Genomic DNA, 13,925 nt, shown 5'->3' on the forward strand with positions numbered 1-13,925 from the left:
CTCGCGTTTATAAGCTTTAATTAAAACAATGCGCGTTTAATCTGTTCAGTGAATCAATATACTATAAATTTAATTTAAATTAATCGGTTGTTAAAAATCTCAAGGACTTCCCTAGACTATTTTGATAAACTTGACGCCTAAAAATGCTACGGGGAAATAAAGCATGTGGCTTGAGCGACTGAGACGTCGATTAGCAAAACCAAAAACATCCGTACAATTATGCTTATTGGGCGTAAGTGCCGGACTAATTGCTGCATTTTTCATTATACTGTTTCGCCTAACCATTTTATTTTTTCAAAGTTTATTTTTAGAAACCCCTGACGACTTTACTACTCTCCCTACCCTAGAACGGGTATTAATGCCTTTGATTGCTGCACTTCTGATAGCCACATTTGCGGCTTTTACCGGCTTTAAACATTACCGCTTGGGTATCCCCTTTGTAATACACAGAATAAAACGTCATTACGGGCAAATGCCACTTTATAATACGGTTAACCAGTTTGTAGGCGGCGCGCTTGCACTGATCAGCGGTTTTTCTGTTGGCCGCGAAGGCCCCTCAGTTCACATGGGAGCAGCAGGGGCAAGCATATTAGCAAATAAACTACACTTACCCCACAACGCTATGCGTACCCTCAGTGGTTGTGGCGTTGCTGCGGGCATTGCTGCGTCGTTCAATACTCCTCTTGCTGCGGTTATTTTTGTAATGGAAGTCGTGCTCAGAGAATACAAAGTGCATATTTTTGTGCCGATAATGCTCGCAGCCGTTACAGGTGCATTAGCTACTCAATTTGTATTTGGTGAAGGCTCAGAACTTGCGCTAATAAGCATTGCGCCTTTAAGTGGTTGGCATTACCCCTATTTAGTTTTGTGCGGCATGGGGTTGGGCGCGGTGGCTTATGCTTTTAATCAAAACTTAATGCTGATTATTAAAACCTTTAAACCACTTAGTATGTTTCCACGTTTAATAATTGCAGGGTGTATTGCCAGTTTAATTGCTTACGCAGTTCCACAAGCAATGGGCTCGGGTATGAGTGCGATAACTATTGCGGTTGAGTCACCAGAAAACATGCAACTACTCACCACTATTTTAATTGCTAAGTTATTAGCCACCTTATTTGCTATTGGCTTAGGTATTCCTGGTGGGTTGATAGGTCCGGTTATTGGGCTGGGCGTTTTAACCGGTACTTTAATGGCATTTTTTGCTCAATTTATTAGCCCCGGCACCGATATAGCCGGCACTTACGGGGTGCTGGGCATGGCAGGATTATTAGCGGCCACACTACACTCCCCCTTAGCGGCACTGACCACCGTAATGGAGCTGACCTCGTCACCGGAAATTATTGTGCCAGCGATGATCGTCATTACTACCGCCTACGTTACAGCTTTACAGGTATTTGGTAACCGCTCCATATTTTTACAGCAATTAGACTTTCAAGGGCTTCCCTATCATGTCTCTCCCGCCACTGAAGCCTTACAAAAAGTAGGAGTGATGGATGACATGGATGAAGACTTTAAACTGCTCTACTCCGACGATAAAGAGCAAATAAAAAACAGTCTAGATGCCATGGACAGCCAAACACCATTAATTGTATTTGATGAAGAAAATGGTTATCGCCTAGCTGAATATGACTTAAGTTTAATGTCTGATCAGGCGGTCAATATAAAATACATTAGCTTACAAGGTATTAGCAGCCAAGCCACCCTTGCAGATGCATTTGAAATTTTGAATGATAAACGCAGTGGTGCACTTTATGTATATAACTTGCTAGATAATCAACAAATTATGGGATTACTAAGGTGGGATCAAATCCACCATATTTTAACCATACGTAACAGTTTACTTTAACAATAATGAGAACAATATGAGCGCATTATTAATTTACAAAACCTTGCACGTATTTTTTATGATTGCTTGGTTTGCCGGTATTTTTTACCTACCTCGACTTTTTGTTTATCACGCTATGAGTGAAGAAAAATCGTGTAACTCAATGCTAAAAGTAATGGAACGTCGGCTACTTTATTTTGTTACACCCTTTGCGGTGCTTACCGCAGTATTTGGCGTATTAACTATTGTTGAATACGGCCGCGAATGGTTTCGTTACAGCATGTGGCTGCATTACAAACTCGTGCTGGTGATTATTTTATATATTTATCATGGCTACTGTTTCAAATTGTTAGCTGATTTTAAACACGATAGAAATACTAAAAGCGATCGGTTTTATCGCATTTTCAACGAGCTACCCGTTTTAGCGCTACTCGTTATTGTCGCTTTGGCGATTATTAAGCCAAACTTTTAGCAAAGGCTTATAAATTACGCTGCCAAGTCGCATACTAAGTTTGTATAATACGCGCGATTGCGTGCTCCTTTGTGGATTATCGCGCCTTTTTGAATAACTAGGAATAACCCCATGTTCAGTTTCCAAGGTGAAAATATACTCTCTGTTAATCAACTCGACCGAGACTGTATTGAACGCATATTTGCTGTGGCAAAAAAAATGGAGCCATATGCTAAAAAACAAAAGCGGACCAACGTGCTTGAAGGCGCTATTTTAGCAAATCTATTTTTTGAACCCAGTACACGTACTCGTGTTAGTTTTGGCACTGCGTTTAACTTACTCGGTGGACTGGTTCGTGAAACCACCGGCATGCAAAGCTCTGCGCTTGCTAAGGGCGAATCACTTTATGATACCGCACGCGTTATTTCAGCTTATGCTGATGCGGTTGCTATGCGCCATCCTGACTCAGGCTCAGTAGCTGAATTTGCAACAGGTTGCAGCGTACCAGTAATAAACGGTGGTGACGGACCCAATGAGCACCCTACCCAAGCATTGCTTGATTTATTAACTATTGAGCGTGAACTTAACCGCTTCGATCAAAATATCGATGGTATGCACATTGCGCTAGTCGGCGATTTAAAATATGGCCGTACTGTTCACTCGCTATCAAAGTTATTATGCCATTACAAAGACATTAAGTTTTCGATGGTTGCCCCTAATGGCTTGCAAATGCCTGACTCGATTTTATCTGCGGTTGAAAATGCCGGTCATAAAATTGAACTGGTAGATAAAATGGAAGGTAACTTAGCAGCCGATATCGTTTATCAAACACGAATCCAAGAAGAGCGCTTTCCGTCGCAAGAAGAAGCCAACAAGTACCGTGGTGGATTTAGAATTAGCCAGTCTATTTACAATAGCCATTGCAAACCTAATTCGGTATTAATGCATCCGCTTCCTCGCGATAGCCGTTTAGAGGCAAACGAACTTGATAACGACTTAAATGCTAACGACAATCTAGCGATATTCCGCCAAGTACAAAATGGCGTACTTATTCGTATGGCACTGTTTGCTTTAACCCTCGGCGTAGAAAACAAAGTCGAGCAGTATGAAGTAGACGTTCCTTGGTTTAGCCGCAAACGCGATAGCTAAGCTTTTAATTTTAAAGTGATAAAACAATAGGATTTTTCATGACAATTAGCCAAGACTTATTTAAACGAGCTCAAGACTCTATTCCTGGTGGCGTAAATTCACCAGTGCGTGCATTTAATGGTGTAGGTGGTACTCCGCTGTTTATTACTAAAGCACAGGGCGCGTTTACATTTGATGCTGATGGCAACCGTTACATCGATTATGTAGGCTCTTGGGGTCCAATGATTATGGGCCACAATCACCCTGAAATAAAACAAGCAGTGCATGACGCGGTAGAAAATGGTTTAAGCTACGGTGCACCTACTGAAGCTGAAATTTTAATGGCTGAAAAAGTAAAAGAGCTAGTCCCATCTATCGAAAAAGTACGTATGGTAAGCTCAGGTACAGAAGCAACAATGAGCGCAATTCGCTTAGCCCGTGGCTTTACTGGTCGTGACAAAATCTTAAAATTTGAAGGGTGTTACCACGGCCATGCAGATTCACTGCTAGTAAAAGCCGGCTCTGGCGCATTAACTATGGGTGTACCTAACTCTCCAGGCATTCCTGAAGATTTAGCTAAGCACACACTCACCGTTTCGTTTAACAATATTGAAGAAGTGAAAGCGATTTTTGCCAAGTACGCCGATGAAATCGCGTGTATTATTGTTGAGCCAGTTGCCGGTAACATGAACTGTATCCCACCAGTACCCGGCTTTTTAGAAGGTCTGCGTGAAGTATGTGATCAGTACCAATCTGTGCTTATTTTTGATGAAGTAATGACAGGTTTTCGTGTCGCCCTTGGTGGCGCTCAAGCGTATTACAACATCAAGCCAGACCTAACCTGTTTAGGTAAAGTAATTGGTGGTGGCATGCCAGTTGGCGCATTTGGTGGTAAAACAGAAATAATGGATTACATAGCCCCTGTAGGCCCTGTTTATCAAGCGGGTACACTTTCAGGTAACCCAATTGCGATGGCAGCAGGCTTAAAATCACTTGAACTACTAAGCGCTCCTGGCGTGCATGATAAGTTAGAAGCCATTAGTAAGGCGATTTGTGAAGGCTTTGAAGCCGCAGCTAAAAAAGCAGGTATTGCCTTAACGACTAACTACGCTGGCGGTATGTATGGCTTTTTCTTCACCGATGCAGAAAAAGTAACTACTTACCAACAAGCTACTGAATGTGATTTAGAGCGCTTTAAAAAGTTCTTCCACTTAATGCTTGAAGAAGGGGTTTATTTAGCGCCTTCAGCGTTTGAGGCGGGTTTTGTTTGTGCTGCGCACACAGAGCAAGAAGTTCAGGCAACGATTGAAGCGGCAGAGCGCGCTTTTGCCAAGCTATAACGTTTAGCTCATAAGATCGCTTACCCATAAAAAAAGCCCTTTCGGGCTTTTTTTGTTTTTACTATTTAACGAATACATTGGGGTCTTGGTTTAAACTCACTGGCTCTAAGCGGTAGCTGAATCACTTTGCCACAGCCCGGTGGTGCTTGCTTACCGGTTTGCTCGTTTACAAATGCCCACCTAATTGAAGGCGGACGGGTATCGGCAATTGCTTGGGGGTTTAGCGGTTTTAAATAACGAATATAGGTTTCAAGCGCGCCAACACTGCCGGTTAAGCCGGTGCTTTTATTATCGTCACGGCCTATCCATGCAACCGTCACTGTATTTTGATCAAATCCAGCAAACCAGCTGTCGCGTAATTCATTACTGGTGCCTGTTTTACCTGCCAACTGGATTGACGGAAAATGTAAGTTTAAGCGCTTAGCGGTGCCATCTTTAGTTACTCGCTTCATAGCATATTTGGTCATGTACATGGCATCTTTATCAAAGCGTTGCTCGTTAATTACTTTGTGCTTATAAAGTACTTTACCAACAGAGTCGGTTAACGCAGAAATAGACGTCAGCTCTCTGTATTCACCGTCTGCTGCAATCGTGGTATAAAGCTGTGCCACTTCAAAGCTCGACATTTCAATAGCCCCTAATAGCAGCGATGGGTATTCATTAATATAGCCTTTAGCTCCTAAGCCCCTGAGCGTGTTAGCCACTTTATCGACGCCTACATCAAGCCCTAAGTTAACTGCCGGTATATTAATACTGTGGCTAAATGCTTTATAAAGAGGCATGGCACCACGGTATTGATGATCAAAGTTTTCTGGCTGCCATACTTTTCCCTCTTCGTTGGTGACTTGCACGGGTGAATCATCAAGTAACGTCGCTAAGTTATAATGAGGAAGCTGCAGTGCACTTAAATACACTGCCGGTTTAACTAATGAGCCAATATTGCGCTTGGTATCAAGCACCCTGTTAAACCCTGAGTAACGCACATCGCGTCCAGAGACTAACGCTGATACACCGGCTTTTTCAACATTAACGGAGATCATTGCCGCTTCTAATTCTTTGGTATTTGGACGCCTTTCCAAATAAGGTAAACTGGCCTGAATCGACTCTTCCATCGCGGTTTGTTTTTGTAAATCAAAGTAGGTAAATACGCGCACACCCGCATCCAATACGTCTTGATCAGGTAGCAGCTGTTTCAGCTCGCGATTAACCAACTCTAAGTAACCTGGGTAAGACTTTTGCAAGCTGGCTTTCATTGGTGCAATATCAATTGCGCGCTTTAACGAGGCTCTATACTCTTTAGTAGAAATAAGTTTGTTATCGACCATTAAACGCAGCACTAGGTCACGACGCTCCATAGCACGTTCTTTGTAACGTCTAGGATTGTAATAAGATGGGCCTTTAACCATAGCCACCAGCAAGGCAATTTGGTCGTACTCGAGTTCATCAACAGGTTTAGCAAAGTAAAACTCGGCGGCCAGCCCCATTCCATGTACCCCTTGGTTGTATGACTGACCTAAGTACACTTCGTTTAAATAGGCTTCGAGAATCTGATCTTTTGAGTAACGGTAATCAAGAATAAGCGCAATAAAGGCTTCATTAATTTTACGTACTAACGAACGCTCACGGGTAAGGTAAATATTTTTAGCCAGCTGCTGGGTTAATGTACTCCCCCCTTGCACGGTGCGGCCTGCGCGAATATTGGTATACAAAGCGCGTAAAATTGAAAATACCGATACACCGTGATGATCATAAAAATCGCGGTCTTCAACTACTAATAAGGTATTTTTAAGCATGTCAGGAAATTTATCTAATGGTACAAACTCTCTATCTTGTTTTGAGTCATTACCAATACGGGCTATTTGTACAGGCTCTAATCTGGCAGTGTTTAAACGACGGCCAAACTTATCTTTAATACTGGCTACCTTCTCTCCAGAGAAGCGCAATTCAATAACATGAGCGCTCTCTAAACCATCATAAAATTCAAAGTCACGGCGAAAAATCTTAATACTATTGGCTGTTTTAATATACTGCCCAGTCCGACTTAAGCGATTAACTTGCGTGTAGTTTAAGCGCTTAAGCTCCCATAAAACCTCTTGCTCTGATAAAAACTGGCCTGGAAAAAAAGTCATTGAGCGGGCATATACTTGTGCCGGAAGTTGCCATTTATTGCCTTCAAACTGGCGAGTTATTTTTGCATCAAGGTAAATAAAATAAAGTGCAATGGCGATAAAAGTCGCCAGACTCAGTTTCCAAAAAATAGAAAACAACGTTTTAAAAAGTGGCCGTTTTGCGGTGCTTGAAGTTTTTTTGGTCGCACTTTTTCGCGCCGATGATTTAGATGACTTAGTAGCGCGCTTAGTCGAGGGTTTACTGGTCGATGTTTTCTTTTTTTCAGCCATTTAAGTGTAATATATTCCGAAGGTTAATTTAACGCGAGGAGCTTATCACATTACCTTAGCACCTGAAAAATTAACCTCCCCTGAAATCAAAAAAGCCCTAACAGAGTAGGGCTTTGATTGAACACACAATACTTTTAATTAATTACTTCTAACTGATACAAACTCTGGATAAGCATCAATACCACAATCGTGTTGATCCATACCGTTTAACTCTTCTTCTTCGGTAACACGAATACCCATAGTTTGCTTGAGGATTGCCCATACAATGAATGAAGCAATAAACACAAAACCAATAATACATAGTAGGCCAATCAACTGATTAACAATGCTGGCCTCAGCATTAGTAACAGGTACTAGCACGATACCTAGGATGCCACACACACCATGAACAGAAATAGCACCCACGGGATCATCTATCTTCGCTTTGTCCAGTGCGACAATACTAAGTATCACTAATGAGCCACCTAGTAAGCCAAATAAACACGCCATTAGTGGTGATGGTGATAATGGGTCTGCAGTAATAACCACTAAGCCTGCAAGTGCACCATTAAGTACCATGGTTAAATCGGCTTTGCCCCATAAAAGTTTACATAAGAACAAGGCTGAAATTGCCCCCATAGCTGCAGCAGCATTGGTATTAAGTAATATTTGACCTACCGCTGTTGCGTTTTCTTTATCTGAAATTAATAACTGTGATCCGCCGTTAAAGCCAAACCAACCCATCCATAAAATAAACGTACCCAATGTAGCAAGTGGCAAGTTTGAACCTGGAATTGGGTAAATTTCACCATTTTTACCATATTTACCTTTACGTGCACCCAGTAGTATTACACCCGCAAGCGCTGCAGCCGCACCCGTTGCATGGACAATTGCAGAGCCTGCAAAATCAACAAAGCCTAATTCAGATAAGAAGCCGCCACCCCATGTCCAGTAACCTTCAATTGGGTAAATTAATCCTGTAAGTACTACTGTAAACACTAAGAAAGCCCATAACTTCATTCGCTCTGCTACGGCGCCAGATACAATAGACATGGCCGTTGCAACAAACACTACTTGGAAGAAAAAGTCAGACTCTAATGAATGATTAGCATCTGCCGCTTGGCTACCTATTAGCCCACCAAACGAAGGAATAACGCCGCCTTCAACATTATCTACGTACATAATGTTGTAGCCTATCAACAAAAACATAGTACACGCGATAGAATAAAGCGCGATATTTTTAGTTAGAATTTCTGTGGTATTTTTAGAGCGCACTAAACCCGCTTCTAACATTGCAAAACCGGCTGCCATCCACATGACTAAGATGCCAGACATTAAAAAGTAAAACGTATCGAGCGAAAACTTCAGCTCTATAATTGTATTTTCCATGTTGCCCCCTTAAATTGCATCATCATCAAGCTCGCCAGTACGAATACGGACGATTTGGTCTAGGTCGTAAACAAAAATTTTGCCGTCACCAATTTTGCCCGTTCCAGCGACTTTGGTAATGGTTTCTACAACGCGTTGGCAATTTTCACTACGAGTAGCAATTTCAAGTTTAATTTTAGGTATAAAGTCAACCTGATATTCAGCACCACGGTATAACTCAGTATGCCCTCTTTGACGTCCAAATCCCTTAACGTCAACCACTGTCATTCCTTCGATGCCTAAATCAGCGAGTGCTTCACGCACATCATCTAGTTTGAATGGCTTTATTATTGCACTGATCATTTTCACAAAGGCCCCCTTAGGACGCTAGCTTGTTATTGTATTTCCTCTATACAATCCAACCTTTGTGCCATTTTTAAATTAATAATAAAAACATAAACTTAAAAAAATAAATAATATATAAAACAAAAAAGCGCACCATTTAGGTGCGCTTTTTTTATGCAAAATGCAGGATTGGTGCGATATCAATGAAATACAAAGAAGGCGTTTAAAAAAAGTCTAACTATTAAACAAAGTTTATTCTTAACAGAGGTGGTTACTCGCTAACTCAACGATTATTATCGGCAGCTAGTCTCAATACTTTTGTTTTTTACTCAAATATCGCTATAACTGCAGTACATAAAATAAAAAGGGTCACTTATGAAATTTAGTCGAAGTCTATTTTTACCCATTGCCGCTATTGCGCTCACCCTAAGTAGCGCCTCGTTTGCCGATAATCAACGTCGTATTGATATTGACAGTAAAGTGGTTACCCAGCACAAAGCAAAAATAAATAATGAACGATTTTCTTACACAGTAGCAACTGGCACACAACCGGTATGGGATGACAAGGGAGACGCCATCGCAACCCTTCAATACACTTACTACACGCGCGATAAGGTCGATGATAGAACAAAGCGCCCATTACTTATTTCATTCAATGGTGGCCCAGGCTCAGCGTCAGTTTGGATGCATTTAGCATACACCGGCCCACGCGTTTTAAAAATTGACGACGAAGGCTACCCTATTCAACCTTACGGTGTTAAAGATAACCCTTATTCGGTTTTAGACGTAGCCGACATCGTTTACGTAAACCCTGTAAACACGGGTTATTCGCGTGTCGTTGAAGATAAAGATGGTAACCTTCTACCAAAGGATAAACAAAAAGAGTTATTTTTTGGTGTGAATGCCGATATAAAATACCTAGCAGAATGGCTTAATACTTTTGTATCTCGAAATGAACGCTGGCGCTCTCCAAAATTTTTAATTGGTGAAAGCTATGGTACCACTCGTGTATCAGGCTTAGCGCATGAGCTACAAAATAGTCAGTGGATGTACATTAACGGTGTTGTACTCGTTTCACCTACCGATATTGGCATTAAGCGCGATGGCCCTGTAAAAGCCGCTAATCGCCTACCTTACTTTGCAGCTACAGCGTGGTATCACAAAGCACTAAACGCCGATTTACAAGCAAAAGACTTAGACGAGCTATTACCAGAAGTTGAACAGTTTACTGTTGATGAGCTTATTCCAGCGCTTGCAAAAGGCGGGTTTATTGCCCCAGATGAAAAACGTCGTATTATTAAAAAAATGGCCGAATATGCAGGTCTATCTGAAACATTTGTTAGCCAAAATAACTTAGACATCCCGACACAATTTTTTTGGAAAGAGCTATTACGTGAACGCGGAAAAATGGTTGGTCGTCTGGATTCTCGTTATTTAGGAATTGATAAACGCGATGCCGGTGAATCACCAGATTACTGGGCAGAGCTTACATCGTGGCTGCACTCTTTTACCCCTGCAATTAACTACTACCTGCGTGAAGAGCTTAATTACAAAACCGATATCAAATATAACTTATTTGGTAACGTTCACCCATGGGATAGAAGCGGAAACAATACAGGTGAAAACTTGCGTTTAGCTATGGCTCAAAATCCGTATTTAAATGTGATGGTTCAAGCTGGCTATTATGATGGCGCAACAAACTACTTTGATGCTAAATACACAATGTGGCAACTAGATCCAAGTGGCAAAATGCAAAATAGATTAAGCTTTAAAGGCTACCGTAGTGGTCATATGATGTACCTACGTCATGCAGATTTAGAAAGCTCTAACAACGATTTACGCGAGTTTATAAAACAGTCTATTCCTAAAGACGGTCAATCCGCTAAATACTAATGATTATGCGCTTATAACAATTAAAAAAGTGACCACTCAGGTCACTTTTTTTGTATATAACTGAGGTCATTAGCTATGCGTGCAATTACCGGTGCGAATGACGGTTGGCTTTGCTGCGTACTGCTTTGTCGTGAGTATTTCAGCTAGATTTTACACATTTGTAACAAAACACAAAAGCGATAGAATAATGCACTTTTGCAACAAGTTAAGCGTGCAAAAGTGCTTAGCCATCAAAGCCAATACGGTTCTGTATCAAATGAAGCGTGTCGACTTTGCTCCATGGCACTGACTAAAAAGTCAGACTTTTGTTCCAACCATAGTTGTATTTTTGCTAGTTGAGCATCTTCTTGTCCGCCACACAGCTGTTTTAAATAATCAAGCGTACTTAGCTCATACATGCCATGAGAAATATCGAGCCAAGGGAGCCTAAATTCTAATCGTTCATCTTTATCAAACAGTGCACCTAAACAGTTACCACTGAGTAAGCTATTTTCTAACTGAGTACGAAAATTTAAATAATCATTGCCCGATAAACTTTGCTCTTTAGGCAATAAGCGGTGTAAATTTTTCCAATCTTTATCAAATAAACGATGAGCAATATCAATAACGGGCTGCTCAGCGTTTTGAAGCTCTGCTTGGCTCCAGTCTTTACGCCACTGCTTATTTATCAGCCACGTTGTTAAGCTCAGCAATAAACGGTTGTAGCGCGCACTATGAAAAAGCGCAAAAATATCATCAATACTCGGTTGTAACTCTTTTAAATCGTTAATAACTTGAGCTAAGGCGGGCGCACTGTTTATTTTTTTATAAAAAGCATGACGCTTAGAAGTGTAAGTTTTTAACTGAATGGCATTTTCAACCCATGCTAATTCACTCAATAACCACTTTAGCTCCGTTCTGAGATGCTCGGTGCTGTCTTTACTGACAATATCATCAAATAACCAAAAGTTATGACGAATTAAACTAATACCGTCAGTCACACGTTTTAATGTTTTTAAACTTGGCTTATCAAAATAGCATTGCTCATGTTTTTGCACAAAGCGAATACCAAAGCCCATGGCTTCAATAAGTGCTTGCTCTTGAGTGGCTTGCTTAGTAAGTTTAACAAAACCGATAGATTTACTCGGTTGTAACGGTGTGTTATCCGCTAGGCGGTAGCCTCTTGCTGCTTTTGAATAAAGCCCCAAGCGCACACTGTTTTGGCTTATTAATTTATCTGCTAAAGCAAATAGCTCGTCTCGGCTACCTTCGACGAGCTCTATTTCAAGCTCGCTAATAATCTCCACTTTACCCGAAGCGGCCACTTCACCTTTATCTAATACCACTTCAATTTTGGCACCATTTTGCGTTTCAATTAACCACGTACGGCGGATAAAATTAGTACTAAATATAGGGTAGAGGTTTTGTGATATAACATCAATTTGCATGCCGTGTGGCCAAATTGATGAATCAAACGCCATTAAATTAGGCCGATTTGTTTCTATGGGTAGGTTATATTCTGGACGTTGATGTAATCCCCCCACCACGTCTCCTGCAAGCTTAATTGTTTGCTCACAGCGCTCGTCTGTACAACGCGTTCTAAAACCAATATCGAGTGCTCTCAGCTCTCTGCTTGGCGTATCAAAATAAGCATTTTGCAAACTTTTAGAAGGCTTGTTTGTGACTGTTTTTGCAAATTGAGTAATTAACGAGGGGATCAGTGGAATGACGTCATCTGATACCAAAAACTTCAGTTCTATCTCAGTATCCATTAGGCTTGCGGATTACCCTTAAAATTAATAAGTGCTCAAAATAAACAAAGCAGACCTATATTGCAAATTTTTTAGTCATAAACACGCAAGCAAAATGCTTTGGTTACAATATCTATCTTGCTATTAAACTATTAAATCCATACTATCTATATACTTATGCGAAATAAAAATCACGTTCACAACGGACACTGCTAGATTAACAAGGTAGATAAATGCTAAAACACTGTTTACTATGGCTGCTTTTAACAGCCGCCCCGTTTATGAGCCAAGCAGAGGAAGCTCAATCAACGCCGCCTACTAATGCTAAAACAGCTTATATAATCGATAACTTGTATACTTTTATGCGTTCAGGCGCCAGTAAAGACTATCGCTTACTCGGTTCTATAGATGCAGGCACACAACTGACTTTATTATCTGATGAACAAAACGGTTTTATAAAAGTTAAAGATGATAAAGACCGTGAAGGCTGGGTAGAGGCTAAATTCATCAGCGAATCAGCTGGTTTAAAGCAGCAGTATCAAGCGCTTAACAGCGAAATTAGCGCTATGCAAAATAAATTACGCCAAGCGCAAGTAGAATTACCTGAACTACAAGAACAAAACTCACAGCTAACCGAACAAAATGCTCAGCTGTTAGCACAAATAAGTCAATTACAAGACTCGCTTACTCAAGAACAACAATTAAAGCAAGCAACCAGTGCTAAAGAAAAGCGTCAGCTACTCACTTATGGCGGTGCTATTGCATTTTTAGGCTTGTTCTTAGGAATTATTTTAACCATCGTGTTATCGCGCAGAAAACGCTATGAAGGTTGGGCGTAAGCGCCACCTATATTGCAGGCATAAAAAAAGCATCAAAAAGATGCTTTTTTTATGCCTGCAATTTTTTATACCTGCAATAATGTACTCAAAAATTACATATCTAAACGCAGTCCAGGATCTTGTTTTATTTTTTCTATTACCATGTAAGTGTGGTGTGTACCCACTCCCGGAATATCGACCAAATCACCTAATACTTCTCTGTATTCGTCCATATTAGAGACGCGAATTTTTAATAAATAGTCGTAACCACCCGCTACCATGTCACATTCAACAACCTGCTTAATTTTAAGAATGTGTTCGCGAAACACTTTAAATACCGCTGTATTTGAGGTGACTAACGATACCTGCACATGCGCCACTAAGCTTTGATTAAGCTTTTCTTCGCTTAACTTTGCAAAATATCCCTCAATGTAGCCTTCTTGCTCCAGACGTTTAACTCTATCTAAACAAGGACTAGGACTTAAATTCACTTGTTTTGCGAGGTTAACATTTGAAATTCTACCATTGCGCTGCAAAACGTCTAAAATTGATATATCGATACGATCAAGCAGGCGTAATCTATTCGGATTAGTCATATCAGTATTTTATATGGATAAGTTAATAATATGCCCTGTAAATTATCGTAAAA

11 protein-coding genes are annotated in these 13,925 nt (G+C 40.8%); 6 read left to right on the forward strand and 5 right to left on the reverse strand.

Annotation, left to right across the window (positions count from 1 at the left end):
- Positions 1 to 163: 163 nt before the first annotated feature.
- The 4 genes from BG00_RS00180 to hemL all read left to right on the forward strand — a co-directional run bounded on the left by BG00_RS00180 (position 164) and on the right by hemL (position 4,744).
- Positions 164 to 1,846 (forward strand): chloride channel protein, encoded by a 1,683-nt coding sequence (locus BG00_RS00180; protein ID WP_036979682.1) that lies wholly within the window; start codon positions 164 to 166, stop codon positions 1,844 to 1,846.
- Positions 1,847 to 1,862: 16 nt separating this feature from the next.
- On the forward strand, positions 1,863 to 2,297 hold the full coding sequence (locus BG00_RS00185) for a CopD family protein (RefSeq protein WP_036979685.1): 435 nt from the start codon (positions 1,863 to 1,865) through the stop codon (positions 2,295 to 2,297).
- 111 nt (positions 2,298 to 2,408) lie between these two features.
- On the forward strand, positions 2,409 to 3,425 hold the full coding sequence (locus tag BG00_RS00190) for an aspartate carbamoyltransferase (RefSeq protein ID WP_036979688.1): 1,017 nt from the start codon (positions 2,409 to 2,411) through the stop codon (positions 3,423 to 3,425).
- Between the two features lie 38 nt (positions 3,426 to 3,463).
- Positions 3,464 to 4,744: a glutamate-1-semialdehyde 2,1-aminomutase gene (gene hemL, locus BG00_RS00195; RefSeq protein WP_013464335.1), complete on the forward strand. Its 1,281-nt coding sequence runs from the start codon at positions 3,464 to 3,466 to the stop codon at positions 4,742 to 4,744.
- A gap of 65 nt (positions 4,745 to 4,809) precedes the next feature.
- Here the strand turns inward: hemL and mrcB are convergent, their stop codons facing one another.
- From mrcB to BG00_RS00210, 3 genes are all read right to left on the reverse strand, one after another.
- Positions 4,810 to 7,143: a penicillin-binding protein 1B gene (mrcB, locus tag BG00_RS00200; RefSeq protein ID WP_036979691.1), complete on the reverse strand. Its 2,334-nt coding sequence runs from the start codon at positions 7,141 to 7,143 to the stop codon at positions 4,810 to 4,812.
- A 138-nt stretch (positions 7,144 to 7,281) separates the two neighbouring features.
- Complete coding sequence (locus BG00_RS00205) at positions 7,282 to 8,511, reverse strand: ammonium transporter (RefSeq protein WP_016899363.1); 1,230 nt, start codon at positions 8,509 to 8,511, stop codon at positions 7,282 to 7,284.
- A 9-nt stretch (positions 8,512 to 8,520) separates the two neighbouring features.
- Entirely contained in the window at positions 8,521 to 8,859 is a 339-nt protein-coding gene (locus BG00_RS00210; RefSeq protein ID WP_010391070.1) for a P-II family nitrogen regulator, read from the reverse strand.
- 351 nt (positions 8,860 to 9,210) lie between these two features.
- On the opposite strand from BG00_RS00210, the gene BG00_RS00215 reads away from it, so the two are divergent.
- Complete coding sequence (locus tag BG00_RS00215; RefSeq protein ID WP_036979694.1) at positions 9,211 to 10,728, forward strand: S10 family peptidase; 1,518 nt, start codon at positions 9,211 to 9,213, stop codon at positions 10,726 to 10,728.
- Positions 10,729 to 10,958: 230 nt separating this feature from the next.
- Here the strand turns inward: BG00_RS00215 and BG00_RS00220 are convergent, their stop codons facing one another.
- Positions 10,959 to 12,479: a CYTH and CHAD domain-containing protein gene (locus BG00_RS00220; RefSeq protein WP_036979696.1), complete on the reverse strand. Its 1,521-nt coding sequence runs from the start codon at positions 12,477 to 12,479 to the stop codon at positions 10,959 to 10,961.
- Positions 12,480 to 12,691: 212 nt separating this feature from the next.
- Here BG00_RS00220 and BG00_RS00225 point away from each other — a divergent pair, with 212 nt between their 5' ends.
- Entirely contained in the window at positions 12,692 to 13,297 is a 606-nt protein-coding gene (locus tag BG00_RS00225) for a TIGR04211 family SH3 domain-containing protein (RefSeq protein WP_036979699.1), read from the forward strand.
- Positions 13,298 to 13,389: 92 nt separating this feature from the next.
- On the opposite strand, the gene BG00_RS00230 is transcribed toward BG00_RS00225, so the two are convergent.
- Positions 13,390 to 13,872, reverse strand: a complete 483-nt coding sequence (locus tag BG00_RS00230) for a winged helix-turn-helix transcriptional regulator (RefSeq protein ID WP_016899359.1) — start codon at positions 13,870 to 13,872, stop codon at positions 13,390 to 13,392.
- Positions 13,873 to 13,925: the final 53 nt, after the last annotated feature.

Origin of the sequence: Pseudoalteromonas sp. SCSIO_11900 (genome assembly GCF_000576475.1) — a bacterium.
Lineage (GTDB): Bacteria > Pseudomonadota > Gammaproteobacteria > Enterobacterales > Alteromonadaceae > Pseudoalteromonas > Pseudoalteromonas tetraodonis.